The sequence below is a fragment of the Taishania pollutisoli genome, from assembly GCF_014518315.1.
Lineage (GTDB): Bacteria > Bacteroidota > Bacteroidia > Flavobacteriales_D > Crocinitomicaceae > Taishania > Taishania pollutisoli.
Window position 1 is genome coordinate 1 of record NZ_JACVEL010000018.1, and the last position, 18,875, is coordinate 18,875.

The window sequence follows — 18,875 nt, forward strand, 5'->3', positions numbered from 1 at the left end:
ACTACGGCGAACCTTTGAAGGTTCTGAACTATATGTCATATGAAATAAATTGTGTCAACTTATTTCAGGACGAGACAACCCAGACAAAAAGAGGCTTCATCAATTGACGAAGCCTCTTTTTAGTTAGAAGATTTATTGATTATCAGACAACATCGAACCCGATATCTTTTCGGTAGTATGCCTTTTCAAATTCAATGTTATCAATACTCGCATATGATTTCTCCAATGCGCTGTCCAGGTTTTTTCCGTAGGAAGTAACCGCCAGAACACGACCTCCGGCTGACATTACTGCCGGGCCGTCGGAAGTGGTTCCCGCATGGAATACAATGGAATTGGTAATGCTGTTTAGTCCGAAAATCTGCTTTCCTTTTTCGTATTCTTCCGGGTATCCTCCGGAAACCATCATGACGGTTGCCACACTTCGTTCATCAAATTGAATATCGCGTTCCGAAAGTGTATTTGTCACAACTCCTTCAAATAAATCCAGTAAATCTGATTTTAAACGCGGAATTACTACCTCTGTTTCAGGATCACCCATGCGGCAGTTGTATTCGATCACGAATGGTTCGTTCTTGACATTGATCAGTCCGAAGAAAATAAACCCTTTGTAGGGAATATTGTCTTGTTTTAATCCTTTGATCGTCGGGATGATGATCTGGTTTTCTACTTTGTCCATGAAAGTGGCATCTGCAAACGGAACAGGGGAGACTGCTCCCATTCCTCCGGTGTTCAATCCCTTGTCTCCTTCTCCGATGCGTTTGTAATCTTTTGCTTCGGGAAGAATTTTATAGGATTCACCATCCGTAATTACAAATACAGATAGTTCGATTCCACTTAAAAATTGCTCGATGACAACTTTTGAACTGGCTGCACCGAATTTTGCATCGGCCAGCATATTCTTCAATTCTTTTTTTGCTTCGTCCAGTGCATGCAGAATCAACACGCCTTTTCCGGCTGCTAAACCGTCTGCTTTCAAAACATATGGTGCAGACATGGATTCCAGGAATGCATATCCTTTTTCCAGCGTATCTTTTGTAAAGGTTTCATATTTAGCTGTCGGAATGTGGTGACGCTTCATGAATTCTTTGGCAAAATCCTTGCTACCTTCCAATTGAGCGGCATGTTGCTGAGGACCAACCACACCAATGTGTTTTAGTTCATCATCGTTCAGGAAGAAATCATGGATGCCGAGCACCAACGGATCTTCCGGTCCGACAATAACGATTTCAATCTCATTTTCCAGTACAAACTTCTTTATTGCAGGGAAGTCAGAAGGTTTGATATCGACGTTTTTACCGTGGTTTTTCGTTCCCGCATTTCCCGGCGCGATGAATAATTCTTCCAGCGCTGAACTTTGTGCAATTTTCCATGCCAGTGCATGCTCTCTCCCTCCGGATCCCAATAATAAAACTCTCATTCGTTTGGTACTATGGTATTAACAAAATTTCAATAATGATTCAAAAAATGCCTTCCCGTCGATGTTGTTCAACTCACTGTCAGCAGCTCGTTCCGGATGTGGCATCATTCCAAATACGTTTCGTTTCTCATTGCAGATTCCGGCAATGTTCAACAGCGATCCGTTCGGATTGGCAGCATCGGTTACAGCTCCTTCCTCATCTGCATAATAGAACAAAACCTGATCATTGTCCAGAATTTTTTTCATCGTGTCTTCTCCGGCATAAAAGCGTCCTTCTCCGTGAGCAATCGGAATTTTATGTGCTTTATTGCTGTCCAGTCCTTTTGTCAACGCCGTGTTGGAGCTTCCAACCTTGAGGTGTACATTTTTAGAAATGAATTTTTGTGTATTGTTGTGTAATAATGCGCCGTCCAGCAATCCTGATTCCGTCAAAATCTGAAACCCGTTACAAATCCCCATCACATATCCACCGTTGTTGGCATGTTTGATCACTTCCTCCATAATCGGGGAAAGTTTGGCAATGGCACCGGAACGTAAATAGTCCCCGTAAGAGAATCCCCCCGGAAGAACGATCAGATCACATCCTTTCAGATCGTGGTCTTTGTGCCACAATGGCTCAACTTCTTGTCCCATAATTGTTTCCAATACATAAATCATATCGGCATCACAGTTAGAGCCCGGAAATGTAACAACACCAAATTTCATAGTTGAATCAAGATTTTAAAGGGAATTCATTTTCCCGTTCAATTTGGATGCGAAATTAGTTAAAATCGAGCGATTGACCGAGTTTATCAGAGGAAAAATTTCAGCAAAGAACAGATAATAATGATTATAAATAAACCGTTTGCCAAAACAGACAGTGGTTTCTTCACGAATGAAAAAACGGAAAAGAACGGCAGAATTACAAACAACAGGCTAAATGATTCTTCCTGTTGTGCTAATAAAAAATCAGTCACACCAATGCAACCTGCCAGGAATAATAAGACCCAGAGAATCCGGGTAAGTTTCCGGAGCCGGATGCTGCTTTTCTGCAATTTTGCCCTGATTCCGAAGGCACTGAACAGGATAAACAGCAAAATCAGGGAGGCCATGACAAATAAGTTGAACGGCTGGTTTTCAATTGCAACAAAGTTCAGCTTCCAATTCCACTGAAATGCTTCATGTTGATAAAGCATCAGTACACCTGCATACAACAGTGGGGTAATGAATCCTGTAATCAGCAGCAACGATTCCCGGAAAACAAACGGACGAAGTATCCAGACCATAATGAACAGGAAGGGTAGCAAAATGACCATTGTGGGATGCAGACAGGTTGCAACACCAGCAAAAAACGCGGCATTAAATACCAGCCTTCTTCCATCTTCGTTCTGGTTCAACCGGAAAAGTTGAAAAAGAATGAAAATGTAAAAGGTATGGGCCAGCAGGAAACCTCCTGGATTGTACATTTCTTCAAAGAAACTCATCCACACAATGTAGATAAACGCAGGAAGGTAAATGGTTTTTTCGTGAAAGTTCTGATTGTTGAAGACCAGGTTGATTGCCACTGCATTCAAAAAAACAATTGCCCCTCCGCCAATTTGTTTTACCAGGGGGTTTGCAACGGTGTAGGTTCCGAATAAACCGAAATCGATCTCATTGGAAAGTTCAAAATAGGGAAAAAATGCATTCAGCAGGACGTATCCAACTGTAAAAATCGGCAATAAAAATACCGTCAACGCTCTATTTTCGGCAAACAAACGAATCATTCCTGCACAAAGTTAATGTTATTCGAAATATAACAGCAATGATCCGTGACGAATTAGAAAAGTGCCAGTAAAATAGGGATAGGCAGCATTTTTTACTTTGATTTTTTATACATTTTACTACCTTGGACTAAACGAACCTGGTCTGTTGTCCTGTCCTTCAATGATCAGCATTCCTTCAGAAAAACGCTTTTCTGATGTGACTTTTCCTTTTTTGTCATAGAGTTTAAACGTTCCGTGTTTTAGCCCGTCTTTGTAATCGCAGGTAGAAATAATTTTACCGCGTTTGTCATAGGTTGCCATTTCTCCTTCTAATTTACCGTTTTTGTAGTTAGAAACGACTGCTTTCATTTTCCCGCCCGGATGATACGCATTCCAGGTTCCGACCTTGTTCCCGTTTTTATAGTTTCCTTCTTCCATGATTCTTCCGTCTTTATCGGAATATGCCTGGAATTTTCCGTTCAGCTCACTGGAGTAAATAATTTTAGATCCTTTTCCTTCTTTGTTGACATTGGATTTCTTTTTAATGATCTTATATGTTTTCAACTCACGTGGTTGACCATTCTGAAAGTATTCCATCCAGGGGCCTGTTTTCATTCCGTTTTTATACGTTCCTTCCAGGGTCATTTTACCGTCGGGGAGGTATGAATACCACTGACCATTCAGTTTTCCTTCTGAAAACGTGGACACATTCTTCAGTTTACCGTCATCCCAGTAATTTTTCCATTCTCCGGATTCTTTTCCGTTGACGTATGCTCCTTCCATCAACAATGTCCCGTCTTCGTACCACGTTTTCCAGACACCGTTTTTTTGATCATCAACAAAGGGACCTTCTTTGAATTTTTTACCGTTTTTGTAATAGTAACTCCACTGGCCTGTTTTTTTGTCTTTTGTGTAGTGGGCGGTATAGGAAACTTCACCTGTAGGGTACCAGTACGTCCAGTCGCCATCTTGCAGATCGTCGACAAATGTTCCTTGCATATCACGGGTTCCTTCACTGGTGTACCACGTCCATTTCCCCGTTTTTTTGCCATCGATGTATTGTCCTTCCGCATATACTTTTCCCGATTCGTAGAAATTTTTGTACGGTCCGTTTAATTTTCCGTTTTTATAATTACTGATCTTGTCGGTCTTACCGGAATAGAAGGCAAACATCCACTCTCCGTCTTTCTGTCCGTCAACAAATGAACCGGTAAGTGTTTTGTAGCCATAAATGCTCCATTCCTCAAACGGACCATGCTTCAATCCGTCTTTGTAATGGTACCATTCTTTTAACGATCCGGTTGTATAAAAGGTCATCATTTCACCTGTACCATTCTTAACGGTTTGTGTATGATTGGAGTCGGGCATCCAGAATGATTCCATCAGGTTAATCGAATCTTTTGTTTTCTCTTCTGATTTTTTTCGTCCGTCCAGGTAATAATAAGTCCACGTTCCCTTTGGTTTTCCGTACGAATAATTTCCCTCTACGGCCAATCTTCCCGTTTCATTCCATTCGCGGTAGATGCTGTCAGGTTGATTCAGGTAAAAATATCCTTCCTGTTTTGGTCTGGAGTTTGGGTAATACAGGACTACTTTTCCGTGTAGCATATCTTTGAAGTACTCACGTTCCTCTTCAATTTTTCCGTCACGGTCGTAATAAATCCACTTTCCGTGCTTCATGGTAGTTGCACCCAGCTTATCCGTGTAATAAGCACCGAGTGATTGAATTTTTGTTTTGTTGAAATCGTAAAACAAACTTTCTTTTTTCGTCAGATTTTCCTTCTGCACTTTGTATTCATCTACCTGAGAAAAGGCTGTCTGTATTGAAATCAATACGAACAACACCAACAACTTCCACATACATTTATTTATTTATGTTATAACACCAATCGGGGATGATTGTTACATTTTTTCTACAATTCCCTGCACAAGAAGTACGACTCCGAAAACCATGAATACAATCCCGATCAGGTGATTCAGAGATTGCAGTAGTTTATCCGTTATAAACGGTCGTAACTGTTTTGCGCCCACTATCTTCAAAATGTCAATTGAAAAGAAGGTCAGTAGAATGATACAAATGAAGACAAATAACACTGTTTGTGTACTCCATCCGGCTACATGATTCGCATCTCCGAGAGAAAGCACACTGAACCAGTAAAAAATGACAAGCGGATTCGCCAGGTTGAGTAAAAACCCCTTTAAACACAACATTCTGTATTCCTTCCAGTCGGATGGTTCTCTATCTTTTGAAACAGTCAACGGAACGTTTTTTGGTTTCTTGAAAAAGGTAAACAATCCGTAAACGATGAACAAAATGCCTCCTATCCCTTTGGCAATTTCCTTGCTCTGTCCCTCTGCAAGTGATTTGACTTCATTGTAAAAAAGAAATGCAATCAGGATATAAATCACATCGGAAATAAAAACGCCGAAGTCCAATGCAATACCGGCACGAATTCCTTTTCGTATACTTGTTTCGAGCAGTACAAAAAATACTGGTCCGATCATTACACTTAGAATAAATCCCGTAATTACACCTTTTAGAATTAAGTCGATCAATTATTTGAGTTTTTATCAGGTTTCTACAAAAATACTTTTTCCTGTTCAAATACTGTGTTTTTACACGAAAAAACAATGTCGGATGTAGCGATGCATCTACAATTCTTCATCTTCTTTGATGGTATCCCCGCGCAATTCCCGAAAACGTTTCCGTGCTTCGGTAGTGTGAAGTGATCCCCGGTATTTGAACAAGATTTCTTTGTAACATTCCATTGCTTTTTCATTGTCAAACAGATGATTCTGGTAGATTTCTCCCTTAATAAACCAGGCATCATCCGCCAGGATATCAGTTCCGTAATATTTCAGCAGCTCATCCAGGTATGCCAGTGCTTCCGACCATTTTCCCTGTTGCTGCATCGCCTGTGATTTTTTGATCAGGATTTCATCACCCAGGCTGTGATACGGAAATTGCCTGATGATGCTGTCGAATAACTGGAATGCCTGTGTGTATTTGTGCTGCTCAATTAACAAATCGGCACTTGCAAACCAGAACATTGCCCGGTAATTGCTGTCCAGCCCGAAGTTATCTGTAATCAACAGAGAGAGTTGAATGGCGTCGTTGGAAATTAATTTGGAAGTTCCCTGTTTCAGGACATCGAGCTGTGATTGGGCGTAGTTAAATTCTCCGTCGTAATAAAAAATGCGTGCATTCTTAAAACGCGCCTCCTGTCCGATGGGTTCAAATTTAAAGTCTTTATCTACTTGCATGTAAAACAGGGATGCTTCCCAGATATCACCGTGAAGGACATGAATATCTCCCAGTTTCATCTTTATTTCCGCTTTTTGAATGTCTGTAAGCCGTTCCAATTTTAACGCGTCGTTCAATAGGTCAATCGCTGTTGCTGCCCGGTCGTTGTAAAATGCCTGGATGTGTGCCAACTCAATGATCAGTGGCAGTGAACGGTAATTCTTTCCGATGCGTGCAATGGTGGATTCATATTCCCTTACCGTTTCGTTCATTTCAGTGGCGGAAAGATTTCGGGCGGTTATGATTTCTTTATAGCGGGTATTCAGCATGGCATTTTCTGCCTGGTAATAGAGTGGAGCGTTTTCTCCCAGGTTTTTGACGTATGTAAAAGCTTTCCGTGCTGTTGTATAATCATTGTTTTCTACGCAGATGATCCCCAGGTCGTATACACGTCTCCCTTTCAGATCCATCCGCTTATCCATGGCCTGTTCCTGCATCAACGCAGTCGGAAAATCCTTACTTTGAATAAAAAACCAGGTTACTAACTCGGATAACACAATGTCATCGGGTCTGCTTTGCGTTCGTTGCAGTAATTCCGTTTTCAGTGTGGTGTATTCTTCAGAAGAGGTCGCGGAAAAATCAATGATGCGCGAAAGAATATTCTGCACGGAGGTTTTATAATTGGCGCTGTAATCGACCAGATCGAGGTACTCCTGGATCATCTTTTTTGTTTCTTTTGTTGCACCGTAATATTCCGCAAACTGGAAATGCAGGGGATATGAATTTTTCAATAAACTTCGCCCTTTCGTGATGGTCTGAAATGCCAGGTCATTCTTTCCTTTTGATTTGAAGGCATTAAACAGGTTAATGATTGCGGTCGGGTTGGGAGAAATGTTATCTACCAGCGATTTATAGATCTTATCGGCTTTTGGCTGTTCCTGGCGGTCCTCATAAAACTGGGCGAGCATCACATTGTATTCCACTTCACCATTGCTGTAATCGACCTGTTGTTTTAATAGTTTTTCCGCATTTTTCCAATCACTTTCAGCGACCAGACACTGGTAGTATCGTTCAAAGTATAGCTTTATCGGCTCCCGTTTGTACAATTTTTCATAATATTCTTTTGCTTTTGCATAATCCCCGTTATTGTAATAATGATTTGCCAGCTGCGCGTCTGTTCCGGGCTGTGCATACAGTGATTGGGACATGCACATCAGGGACATGCACAGGGTGAAATGTCTGAATAGTGAGGGAAAGCTATAATTGCATGTGTTCATAGGGATAAAATTACAAGGAAAACTACAATTATCGTGCGATTTTTTCCTGATTTTCCCGGGTATTTTTCAAGCCCGTTAAAAAATCGGTGACCGCATCACTGGATGAGGTATAGTATTCGATGCAATGTTCTTTTGTCCGGAGGTACTCCTGGTATTGCTGCCGAATGGTGGCCATTTCTTTTGTTTCAAAATCGATGTATTCGTCGTATTTTTCTCTTCTTCCGCTTCCTTTATTGACATCTGCTTTCAGCGAAGCCAGTGCTTGCTTTTTCTCTGTAAGCAGACTCGGAAAAAAAGAATGAATCTTTTTCAGTTCTTTTAAATCATTATTTGATTGTTTGAACCGGTCAATTTTGGATGCCAGTTCAAGGTCAATTTTCTGGTCATTATACAACAGGCTGATGGAATCTATTTTAGCGGAGCAGATGACAGACAAGCTATCTATGGTACCCGATTCCTGGTTATTCCATTCTTTTTCCAGGCTGTCCAATGCTGCTTGCAATGCGGTGATTTGCTCCATTTGTTTCCCCTTTTTCATGTCTGTACACGAAAAAACAACCAAAGATGCTATGAGCAGAAAGACAAATTTCATAGCACTAAGATAATGAATTGTGATGGAAAAGTAAAATTCCGTTATTGCTGGCTATACGTATATAAATCATTAATTTTAGCGCATGAATCGAATGGTATTTGCTGTTGTTGCTCTGATCTTACTGTCATTACATGGCTGTAACACGCCCGTTGTGGAGTCTAAAAAACCAAAACGGTTATACATTGCATCGGATTTTCTGACTCCGGCAGATAGTATTCTCTTTAAAGATTTTAAAAAGCGGGAACGCATCAAAATTGTGATTCTTCCGATGAGTGTTGATTCGATTGTCGCACATTACAACGAAAAAAAGTACAATTCAACTTTTGATCTTGTGTTGATGAAGTCGACTTATGCACTGGATTTTTTAGCAAAAAACAATGTCCTTCATACAATTGAAGAAACACATACGTGGGAAAACAAAGGGTTTGTTGCTCCTCAGTCGGACTGGATGATTTTAGGGTTGGATCCGTATGTCATTACAGGTGCGGAGAAGAACCGTGGCTTTCAGTACAACGAACTGACGTACGGAAAGAAATGGAAAAATGAATTGAATCAACAAGAGATGGCGGCATTTCAGGCTTCTGTATTGTTTCAGTTTGGCCGGAAAAACATGAACAAGTCACTTACGTGGCTGGAAAAAATAGAAGGTCAGACAGCAACTCCCGGAGATACGGTTCAAACAGCACCGTATGTATTGAGCCGGTTGTCGCATGTACAAAAAGACGGGAAGTTGTTTGTTTATCCGAATCAAAGTATCAAGTTCGGTGTTTTTTATGATGGTGTCGGTGTCGGAATTATCCGGCAGGCATCGAAATATACAGCCGCATTGTCGTTTATATCCTATTATTCCAATTTGGTCTACAACCAGAAGTTGTGTAATAGACTTCATTTGTTACCGGTTCAGAATCCAAACGGGATGTCTTCGTTTTCATATCAGAATGACTACCCGATTTTATTCAGATGCACTCCACGGGATATGGTCATGCAATTCAGAGATTTGAAGCGGATTCGCAAACGCATCTAAGGAATACTCATTTACTGGCAACAAAAAAGCCCCGGATTTCGGAGCCTTTCTGTTTTTATTCCGTTTCTTCTACCGGAGCTTTTCTGAATTCCCCTCTTCCCGGATTCGGACCTCTTCCGTGCTCTTTGTCTTTCACACGGTCCATCAATTCACGTTTAAATTCATGCTCCAGGTGTAGTGATTTAGCAGCGCGTTTGTACCCGATTACGTCAGCAGCTTTGTTGAGGTAATCTTTTTTAAGCTGCACGTCAGCAGTTTCCAGACTCAGCATTGCTTCCATTTTTGTGCGAACGTCTTTTTCCGGAATGGAATCAAACCCGTTACGGAGTTCTTTTCCGATTTCCCGTTGCTTTTTGCGGTTTTCACGGTTTGCTTTTGAGAATTCGTCATGTACGGGCCAGAATTTTTCCGCTTCTTTATCGGTTAATTTCAATTCCTGCGTGAAGTATTCTTTTTTTGCTGCTTCGATTTTTTCAAAATTTTCTTTTTTCTTATCTGCACCCGGCTTTGATCCGTCTTGTGCAAACACCATACTTGTTGCGAAAAACATCACTACAAATGCCCTCAACGCTTTACTCAACTGTTTCATGTGCTATTGATTTTAATAATACAATTCTGATTCGTCATTTGTTTCCCAATCCCCGTATTCTTCCTGTAAGTAACTGCTGATCTCTTCTTTTTTGATTTCTTTTGTCAGTTGACTTACCGTCGTGTTGGCTACTGCATTTTCTTTCGGAGCAGCCGGTTCAAAAGCAAGCAAAATAGTTGCTTCTTTTTGATCCTGTACATACTCCCGAATCGATTCATGAGGAATGTTATCCAGCCCTGTAAGAGATGTACGTGTTGAAGGGGATTGATTGGTGCGGGCAAAGAAGATCACAAACGGAACCAGCGCCGCTGCAGCAGCAATCCATCGCACAACCGGTTGTTTATAAAACGGTGTTTTGTTGACAAAAGGGTTTTCGTGTTCCGCGATTACACGTCCGGCCAATTGCTTGAAAAACTCCGCATCCGGATAATCCGGTTGTTTCGCCTGAATGGAATCCAATCTGTTTTTTTCCTTGCTCATATCCATCAGACAGCCAACGACGAAAAAGGTTTAATAATGAAGTGATTTTTTTAGCATTAAAGATGATTTAACAAGTAATTGACTATTTAAATTCTGTTTAAAATGTTTAGCAAGAGATAAGAGAAGGAATAAATAATGCATTTAACCTGTTCTCGCAAAGACGGTAAGGGCGCAAAGATGTAACTCGGAATGAGACAATACCTTAGCGGCTTGGCGAGCTATTTTTATACAAATCATTAAAGAAATTAGCCTGAAAAATTTTAAATGCGTTTGCCCTGTGGTAATTTAACTTTCTATAAGCTTTATTACGTTTTTCTCTGTGGCTTGCTCAAGCACTAAGAGCGCATCCGTTTTAACAAAAGGAGATAAAGCAGCACGCGTTGTTTCTCCCCAGGCAATGACGGTTGCGTTTTCCGGAAAAGTATTGGATGCGAGGAAACCAGTAACATTTGAAGGGCTGGTAAACACATAAATGGTACATTCTTCGATTTTTTGAGTCGAAATTTGCGTTTTATAGATCGGAATAATTTCTAACTGTTCCTGTTGAAGATGCTGTGTGTAGCTCTTTTGTGAAATGTCGGAAGTGGGAAACAACACGTGTCGGTGGTTTACCCAGCGGGAAAATGCCAATGTACTTTCTTCGATGTTCCCACTGTTTTCCGGTGAAAAATGAACCTGTTTTCCGAGTTCCGTAACAGCTTTCCGGGTTGTTTCTCCCGCAACGGCAATCAGTGTGGTATCAGCGATGGTTTCTTGCTGAAAAAAAAATCGCACAGCTCTCGGGCTGGCAAAGAAGATGACCTCAAAAGGTTTCGTGATGTGAAACGGAGTGGCTTCAAAGGTTAGAAATGAATGTGCTGAAAGTGAAATGTGCTGTTCGTTGCAGAAACGAGGTAACACTTCCAGTTCGCTTTCCGCTTTTGATATAAACAAACGGGTCGACGGACGATGGATTTTATGTTCCTCTTGCTGCATTTATTCCGGATTCTGAAGATCTTCCACAATGATTTCGGCAATATTTTCCAGGTCTTCTACTTCATAATGTGCAAGAATAGCTCCGTCTTCCCAGTTTTCACCGTAGGAAACATACACGTTTTGCTCATCCGGACAATAGACTCCCAACGGCAATTGGCATCCTCCCTGCAATAGGTTCAGCACCTTTCGTTCCACAGCAATGCGTTGCTGAACAGCCGTGTGATTTAACTGCGAAAGCAATTTCGCTAATTCTACATCATTCTCGCGAATTTGAAGACCCAGTACGCCTTGTGCAGGAGCAGGAACAAAGGCTCTCGGATCTAAGACGACAGCATGGAAATTATCTAAATTGATCTTCAGCCGGTCGATTCCCGCTTTTGCCAGTAAGATGGCATCGTAACCACCATCTGCTAACTTTTGGATGCGTGTGGGAACATTTCCCCGTAAATCCTGAATGGTGACATCCGGTCGGTAACGCATCACCTGTGATTTTCTTCGTGCAGATGAAGTTCCGACAACAGCTCCTTGTTTCAATCCCCATTTTTGGCTTTCGTCAACGGCATTTTTGTGAATCAACAGCAAATCACTCGGATCTTCACGTTCAGAAACCGCAGCGATTGTCAACCCTTCCGGGAAATTTGTTTCCAGATCTTTGTGAGAATGAACAGCCAGGTCAATGGATTGGTCAAGCAATGCTGTTTCCAGTTCTTTTGTAAAGAATCCTTTTCCTTCCATTTTGTCAAAGCTCAGGTGTTGAATGGCGTCGCCCTGTGTTTTGATGATGGTGATGGACACTTCTGCTCCCAATGTTTCCAGTTGTCGTTTGATGTGATTTGCCTGCCACAAAGCCAGGTCACTTCCTCTGGAGCCGATTGTAATTTTTTTCATATTTATTTAATCCTGATTACGGATCAATTGGTTTTCAAGAGAATTTCTTTTGCCATCAGCATGGGCATACTCATGTACTTTTTTTCCATGTAGTTGATAACCTTTTCCAAAATTTCTTTGGACTCGCCGTCTAATGCATCCAAATCATTTTTAAAGACCTGGTTCAGTGCGGTTGTTTTAATGTCTTTTACTTTTTGAGGGACTTCCCGCATAGCGAGTTCGACGGTTCTCAATTTATGCAATTGCTTGAACTCTTCTATTTTTTCAGCTAAAATAACCTCTACATGTTCAATTTCCTTACTTCTTTCTTTCAGGTTTTCGTTGGAAATTTCCTGAAGCAGGTGAACAGAAATATGAGTGACTTTGTGTTTGTTTTTAATTTCAGGAGCTAAATCCTGTGGAATGGCAATATCAATCACCACTTTTTTATCTGTTTCTCCTTGCAGTAAGCTTTCGTACAATTCAGGTGAAATGATGTGGCTTTCGGAACCGGTACATGTGATGATTACATCAAATCCTTCGTTGAAGGATGCCAGCTCTGTTAACGGGAACGCACGTCCGTTGAGGTCTTGTGCCAATGCCTGTGCTTTTGCAAGTGTCCTGTTAAACACAACAAAATTCCTGAATCCGTGTTTTTTCAGAAAGCGACTCATGTTGGTATTGGTCACACCCGCCCCGATGATCAGAATGCGTGCATCCAACGGAATGTTCATTTGCTTCAGCCTGTGATAAGCCAGTGAAACAACGGAAACAGGTTTTTTGGCAATATTGGTTTCAGTATAAACTTGCTTTGCGGTTTCAATTGTATGTTTAACCAACAAGCGGATGAAATCTCCTGTCAATCCATTTGCTTTTGACAGTTCGTATGCATTTCTGACCTGTGTAATGATTTCCCGTTCTCCAACCACCATGGAATCGATCGATGATGCAACGCGCAATAAATGTTTTACTGCCTCTATTCCCGAAAAGATTTCGGAAGAGTGGAGAAAGTTCGAAAGCTGCTCTTCTGTTAATTGCGGATACAGTGTCCGGAAGAAATCGGATAAATACGTGTGATTGACTTCTTCATTGGTGCACAGTTGAAATTCTACCCGGTTACAGGTAGACAAAAACATGAGCTCCGGCAACGCAAACCGTTGTTTAATTTCATTCAGACGGTCTTTTTGAACGTCTTCTGAAATGTGTAACGATCCGATGTCATCCACCGACAAGTTGCGATGCGTAAAGATGATGCTATGAAATGAGTCTAATGCCATGTTCAATTAACACTGCAAAGTTGCGAAGGGTTTGCGGTTTTATTGTCATAGGATTGTCATATTCTCTGAAAAACCCTGTATTTAGAATGGTTTTAAACAAGAAAAGGAAGGAAAAGAATGTGTGTGCAGCAATTAAGGACTGAAGCTGTATGATTTGAAAAGCGAATTAGTCTTCGATGACAATGGTACAGTTGTCTACGTCGCCATTAATCGGCGGACAGATTTTGATGATTTTAACGCTCAGAGAGTGGATATTCTTGAGTTCTGACCGGATGCGGGAGAAAATTCTTCCTCCCGCATGTTCAATCAATTTGGATCGGATGGCCATTTCTTCTTTGACAATCGTATTGATGTCAACATAACAAATGGTTTTTGTGAGATCATCTGTTTCAATGGCTTCTGAAAAATCAGTGAGCAACGATACGTTCACGATATAATGTCCGCCAATCCGGGCTTCTTCTTCCAGACATCCGTGATAAGCGTAACATTTAATACCGTTGACTTCGATGCGGTGTTTCATGTTTTTATTTTAATGCTTCGATTGCAGAACTACCAATTTTCATACGCTCAATCGCTTCTTCTTTTCCTAAAAATTCCGTGATCTCAAACATGCTTGGACCTGCTCCTTGTCCGGTCAATAACAGGCGGAACAATGGTAATACGGCTCCGATTCCCAGGTTTTTTTCTGCAATAAACGATTTAAATGCCGCTTCTACAGAAACAGCTGAATAATCGGAAAGGGTCTCCAATTGCTGCAACCATTCTCCCATTAATGCAGGAGCATCTTCTTTCCATTTTTTACTCACCGTTTGTTCATCGTAAACAGCGGGACGCTCCAATAAATAAGCTCCTTCCGTCAGGATGTCCTGCGGGAATGTTGCACGTTCCTTCATCAGGTGAACAATTTTTGTCAATCGTGCTTTATCTGTTGTTGCTCCGTACTGGTCAATCAGTAATTGCGCCAGGTCTTCGTCGGAAACAGCTCTCAAATGTTGTTGCTGGAACCATTTTGTTTTTTCAGGATCGAATTTGGCTCCAGCTTTGGAAACGCGCTCCAGGGTAAACGATTCTTCCAGTTCCTTCATGGAAAAAATTTCCTGTGTTGTTCCCGGATTCCACCCCAGAAATGCCAGCATGTTGACAAACGCCTGCGGCAAGTATCCTTTTTCGCGGTAACCGGAGTATAACTCACCTTCTGCAGTGGTCCAGTCACACGGGAAAACAGGGAATCCTAAACGGTCTCCGTCTCGCTTGGATAATTTCCCGTTTCCATCCGGACGCAGCAATAACGGTAGGTGTGCAAAGCGGGGAGCTTCCCATCCGAATGCTTCGTACAACATTACGTGCATCGGCGCTGAAGGCAACCATTCTTCTCCACGGATGACGTGGGAAATTTTCATCAGGTAATCGTCCACGATGTTTGCCAGGTGATACGTTGGCATCCCATCGCTTTTGAACAATACTTTATCGTCCAGGTTATTGGTATTTACCGTTACCCATCCACGGATCATGTCTTCAAAACGCACATCGTGATTGCGGGGCATTTTGATGCGGATCACATACGGATCACCATTTTCCAGTTTGCGTTTTACTTCATCAGCAGGTAATGTCAGTGAGTTTTTCATCGACATACGGGTAACGCTGTTGTATTGCCAGTTGGGCATCCCCATTGTTTTGGCTTGTTCACGCACTGCTTCCAGTTCTTCCGGCGTATCAAATGCGTAATATGCTTTGTCATTTTCTACCAGTCCTTCTGCGTAAGGTCTGTACATTTCTTTGCGTTCGGATTGAACATAAGGTCCATATTCACCCCCGATTCCGGGGCCTTCCGTAGGAATGATTCCACACCAGTGCAGGGCATCCATGATGTAGTCCTGCGCTCCCGGTACAAAACGTGTCTGGTCGGTATCTTCTACCCGGATTAAAAATGTTCCGTTGTTCTTTTTCGCAAATAAATAATTGTACAATGCAGTTCGTACTCCTCCCATGTGTAATGGACCCGTTGGGGACGGAGCAAAGCGAACTCTAACCGGTTTTTCTGACATTTTGTTTGAAATTTTGTACAAAGATATAAAAAGTTGATGGTGGAATGTTGAATTATGAATGTTGAATTATGAATGTTGAATTATGAATGTTGAATTATGAATGTTATTTAAACACTCCATTTGATCATTCAATATTTATAATTCAATATTACTTACAATTCCAGTACCTTTTTGATGTCCGGTTTGAAATACAATTCTGATTTCATCACTTTTCCATCCTCCCGGTAAATCGGGTTTCCGTCTTTGTCCAGTTTACTCATGTTGGAGCGTTGAATTTCTTCAAATACTTCCACAATTTTGTGCTGCATTCCATGTTTGAGAATCGTTCCGCACAAGATATACAACTGGTCACCCAATGCATCTGCAACTTCTACTAAATCACCGCTTTTGGCAGCCTGCAGGTATTCGTCGTTTTCTTCCTGCATCAACCGGTGGCGCAGTTCAATCTGGTCATTCCCGATCTCTGTGGTCGGGGCGTGGTTGTTTTCAATTCTGAAAGCGTCGTGAAACTGTTCAACGGCTGCAATGATTGATTTGAATTCCATGATTTAATTTTGAGGTGTATGTTATCCTGCTGTTACAATCGTAAAATCGTCCCAGTTCAGGTACTTGTTTGCCAATTCTTTGATACGTTCCGGTGTGACAGCATTGATGGAATGAATTACCTGGTTGTAAAAATCCATGTTCAATCCGTGTTGTTCTACGCTTAGGAACAAGTCCATCATAGAGTAGGGGCCGTCGGCACTTTTTAACAATTGTCCCAGCATGTAATTCTTTACCAGGTCTAATTCGTCCTGCGGAACCAGTTTCGTTTTTAACTTGTCCAGCTCGTATTTGATTTCAGCGAGTGCCTGGTCCTTTACTTCTTTTCCTACTTCGGTTCCGATCATAAAATAGCCGGAGTGTTCCATTTCGCTCACCATCGATCCGATTCCGTATGTATATCCTTTATCTTCACGGATATTGCGCATCAGGCGGCTCCCGAAATAGTCACCGATGATGGTGTTCAGTACCAGGAAATCGGAATAATCTTCGTGTGTTTTATTGAACAGGTGGCGTCCGATCCGTATGGCTGTCTGCAATGCGTCTTTCTTCTCCAGATGAGCATACCCCTTGATATTTTCAAATCCCGTTTCAAAGGTTGGTGTTTCCTCACTTGCCCATGCGCCGAACACGTCCATAAATGAATCAATTTCGGATTGAGAAAAATTTCCTACCAGGACCATCTTTTTTAACCCTTTGAGGTAATGCTGTTGGTGAAATTGCATTAACTCTTCCTGGGTGATGAAATCCAGATCTTCCGGATTGGTAACCCGGCTGTATTTTTCTGAACTATTGAAAAAACGTTGTCTGAACGAACGTTGCGCCAGCACACTGACTTTCTCCATGTTGACCCGCAACTTTTGCTTTCTGGAATTAATGGATTGCTCCAGTTCACGTGTATCAAACACGCAATTTTCTATGGCGTCGCGAACGATCCGTGCAATGGGAAGAATATTTTCCCGGAGTGCATATACTGTAAAAACAGCATTTTCCATTGATACTCCCTGCTCCAGAAATCCTCCTAATTCATCAATTTCCGTATTGATTTGGATGGATGTTTTATCCTTGGTTCCGCTTAGCAATAATGCATTAACAACAGAAGCCGTTTCCGTTCCACCATAAATTGAACCCGCATCAAAATACAATTCAAATTTTGCGGTTTCATTTTGCACATTTGTCATGCAAAACAAGTGGTTTCCTTTTGTAATGTCGAAAACAAGCGGTTTTTCAAAATTAATGGATGCAATACCCTGGATAGAAGGCGCATTTTTTCTGTCGATCATACGATGTTGTATTTAGAATGTAAAGGTAATAACTTTCGCAGATTCGACAAGAACAGTTTTACTGCTTAGTCAGGACAAAGGCAATTAAAATGTTTCACGTTTTTAGTGTCCATCACTTGTGTTTCCGCAACGATTTGTATAAAAATAGTTCGCCAAGCCGGTAAGTCGCAAAGGTATTGTTTCATTCCGAGCTACATCTTTGCGCCCTTGCGTCTTTGCGAGAACAACAAACCCAATACATCTCCTATTTTACTCTGAACTTAAAAAGAATAACCGAACTCAGGTTTTTAATTAAAAGTAAATGTGTTTGTCCTGACTACTCAGTACAGATCGTCTACTTTCATGCGTAGGTAATTTGTTTAATTTCCGCAACGATTTGTATAAAAATAGTTCGCCAAGCCGGTAAGTCGCAAAGGTATTGTTTCATTCCGAGCTACATCTTTGCGCCCTTGCGTCTTTGCGAGAACAACAGACCCAATGCATCTCCTATTTTACCCTGATTTCAAAAAGAATAACCGAACTCAGGTTTTTAATTAAAAGTAAATGTGTTTGTCCTGACTGCTTAGTACAGATCGTCTACTTTCATGCGCAGGTATTTGTTCAGTGCAAACCAGGTAGAGATATAGCTGATCAGGACTCCCAATAGCAGGATAAGTCCGAAAAGAATCAACAATAATTCAAGGCTGAGTGTGATTTCAATGACCTCCATTAAGTTATCGGTGACATATACCAACAGCATGAATAACCCCAGTCCGAGAATGGCAGATACGATTCCCTGAAGAATGGATTTTGTCAGGAACGGTTTCCGGATGTAGCGTGACGTTGCTCCCACTAACTGCATGGTTTTGATCAGAAAACGTTGTGAATACAACGCCAGACGAATGGTGTTATTGATCATGGCAATGGCAACAACCACCAATAAGATTGCAATGAAACCGAACAAATAGACGAAACGTTTAAACCCGAGGTTGACATCCGAAACACTTTCTTCACTGTAGTGAACTTCATCAATTTCATCCGGGTACGCAGCCAGTAATTCCGACTTGATTTTTTTCATTCCTTCCAGATCTGCATATTGTTCCTTCGGGTGAAAGCTGATATTGGTCGGGATAGCGATATCTCCGTTCAGGATTCCGAGAATATCCGACGGATCCTGATCCAATCCCTTTATTTCGTTAATTGCCTGATCGGAATCGACGTATTTTACTTGTTTGAAGTACTGCCAGGAGCGCAATTCCTGTTCAATCTGTTTGATATCGGCATCCGCATATTCCGGCTTAAAGAAAATATCGGCTTGTAAACTTTCTTTTGCTTGTTTTTGAATTGAATTCAATGCAAATGAACCACCAACAATAATGGAAATGACAAATAAAACGAGTGAAATACCAATCACGGTTGAAACATAGCTTGTTCGTACTCCTCTTTTACTGTATTTCTCTGCTGATGCACTCATTGTTATAGTTTTGATGGAACGTAATGCTCCAATGTAATTACGAAAGTAATCAACCTTGCTGAGTAAAACCGGATCAGTTCATGGA

18 protein-coding genes are annotated in these 18,875 nt (G+C 41.4%); 1 reads left to right on the forward strand and 17 read right to left on the reverse strand.

Translation table 11 applies throughout. The annotated features are described in order from the left end of the window. Nucleotides 1–142 precede the first annotated feature (142 nt). From purD to H9Y05_RS15455, 7 genes are all read right to left on the reverse strand, one after another. Complete coding sequence (gene purD / locus H9Y05_RS15425) at nucleotides 143–1,417, reverse strand: phosphoribosylamine--glycine ligase (protein ID WP_163490342.1); 1,275 nt, start codon at nucleotides 1,415–1,417, stop codon at nucleotides 143–145. Nucleotides 1,418–1,435: 18 nt separating this feature from the next. After that, a complete protein-coding gene (purQ, locus tag H9Y05_RS15430; RefSeq protein ID WP_216714787.1) occupies nucleotides 1,436–2,122 on the reverse strand; it encodes a phosphoribosylformylglycinamidine synthase subunit PurQ in 687 nt (228 codons plus the stop codon). An 86-nt stretch (nucleotides 2,123–2,208) separates the two neighbouring features. Further along, entirely contained in the window at nucleotides 2,209–3,162 is a 954-nt protein-coding gene (locus tag H9Y05_RS15435) for a DUF6427 family protein (protein ID WP_216714788.1), read from the reverse strand. Between the two features lie 117 nt (nucleotides 3,163–3,279). Then, nucleotides 3,280–5,001 (reverse strand): toxin-antitoxin system YwqK family antitoxin, encoded by a 1,722-nt coding sequence (locus H9Y05_RS15440; RefSeq protein WP_216714789.1) that lies wholly within the window; start codon nucleotides 4,999–5,001, stop codon nucleotides 3,280–3,282. A gap of 42 nt (nucleotides 5,002–5,043) precedes the next feature. Further along, entirely contained in the window at nucleotides 5,044–5,697 is a 654-nt protein-coding gene (locus H9Y05_RS15445; RefSeq protein ID WP_163490346.1) for a LysE family translocator, read from the reverse strand. A 96-nt stretch (nucleotides 5,698–5,793) separates the two neighbouring features. Next, nucleotides 5,794–7,593 (reverse strand): tetratricopeptide repeat protein, encoded by a 1,800-nt coding sequence (locus tag H9Y05_RS15450; RefSeq protein WP_216714790.1) that lies wholly within the window; start codon nucleotides 7,591–7,593, stop codon nucleotides 5,794–5,796. Nucleotides 7,594–7,690: 97 nt separating this feature from the next. Continuing rightward, the gene (locus H9Y05_RS15455; protein WP_163490348.1) at nucleotides 7,691–8,254 is read right to left on the reverse strand and encodes a hypothetical protein; all 564 of its coding nucleotides are present in this window, start codon (nucleotides 8,252–8,254) and stop codon (nucleotides 7,691–7,693) included. Nucleotides 8,255–8,336: 82 nt separating this feature from the next. On the opposite strand from H9Y05_RS15455, the gene H9Y05_RS15460 reads away from it, so the two are divergent. Continuing rightward, a complete protein-coding gene (locus H9Y05_RS15460; RefSeq protein ID WP_216714791.1) occupies nucleotides 8,337–9,278 on the forward strand; it encodes a hypothetical protein in 942 nt (313 codons plus the stop codon). A gap of 55 nt (nucleotides 9,279–9,333) precedes the next feature. On the opposite strand, the gene H9Y05_RS15465 is transcribed toward H9Y05_RS15460, so the two are convergent. From H9Y05_RS15465 to H9Y05_RS15510, 10 genes are all read right to left on the reverse strand, one after another. Beyond that, nucleotides 9,334–9,867: a hypothetical protein gene (locus H9Y05_RS15465; RefSeq protein WP_216714792.1), complete on the reverse strand. Its 534-nt coding sequence runs from the start codon at nucleotides 9,865–9,867 to the stop codon at nucleotides 9,334–9,336. A 12-nt stretch (nucleotides 9,868–9,879) separates the two neighbouring features. Further along, complete coding sequence (locus tag H9Y05_RS15470) at nucleotides 9,880–10,347, reverse strand: hypothetical protein (RefSeq protein WP_216714793.1); 468 nt, start codon at nucleotides 10,345–10,347, stop codon at nucleotides 9,880–9,882. Nucleotides 10,348–10,632: 285 nt separating this feature from the next. Beyond that, nucleotides 10,633–11,322 (reverse strand): uroporphyrinogen-III synthase, encoded by a 690-nt coding sequence (locus H9Y05_RS15475; RefSeq protein WP_163490352.1) that lies wholly within the window; start codon nucleotides 11,320–11,322, stop codon nucleotides 10,633–10,635. Continuing rightward, nucleotides 11,323–12,210: a hydroxymethylbilane synthase gene (gene hemC, locus H9Y05_RS15480; RefSeq protein ID WP_163490353.1), complete on the reverse strand. Its 888-nt coding sequence runs from the start codon at nucleotides 12,208–12,210 to the stop codon at nucleotides 11,323–11,325. A 23-nt stretch (nucleotides 12,211–12,233) separates the two neighbouring features. Then, on the reverse strand, nucleotides 12,234–13,466 hold the full coding sequence (gene hemA, locus H9Y05_RS15485) for a glutamyl-tRNA reductase (RefSeq protein ID WP_163490354.1): 1,233 nt from the start codon (nucleotides 13,464–13,466) through the stop codon (nucleotides 12,234–12,236). Between the two features lie 166 nt (nucleotides 13,467–13,632). Next, on the reverse strand, nucleotides 13,633–13,986 hold the full coding sequence (gene folB, locus H9Y05_RS15490) for a dihydroneopterin aldolase (RefSeq protein ID WP_216714794.1): 354 nt from the start codon (nucleotides 13,984–13,986) through the stop codon (nucleotides 13,633–13,635). Between the two features lie 4 nt (nucleotides 13,987–13,990). After that, entirely contained in the window at nucleotides 13,991–15,511 is a 1,521-nt protein-coding gene (gene gltX / locus H9Y05_RS15495) for a glutamate--tRNA ligase (RefSeq protein WP_163490356.1), read from the reverse strand. Nucleotides 15,512–15,663: 152 nt separating this feature from the next. After that, nucleotides 15,664–16,056: a pyrophosphohydrolase domain-containing protein gene (locus H9Y05_RS15500; RefSeq protein WP_163490357.1), complete on the reverse strand. Its 393-nt coding sequence runs from the start codon at nucleotides 16,054–16,056 to the stop codon at nucleotides 15,664–15,666. A 21-nt stretch (nucleotides 16,057–16,077) separates the two neighbouring features. Beyond that, on the reverse strand, nucleotides 16,078–17,337 hold the full coding sequence (locus H9Y05_RS15505) for a M16 family metallopeptidase (RefSeq protein WP_216714795.1): 1,260 nt from the start codon (nucleotides 17,335–17,337) through the stop codon (nucleotides 16,078–16,080). A 562-nt stretch (nucleotides 17,338–17,899) separates the two neighbouring features. Beyond that, a complete protein-coding gene (locus tag H9Y05_RS15510; protein ID WP_163490359.1) occupies nucleotides 17,900–18,790 on the reverse strand; it encodes a cell division protein FtsX in 891 nt (296 codons plus the stop codon). Nucleotides 18,791–18,875: the final 85 nt, after the last annotated feature.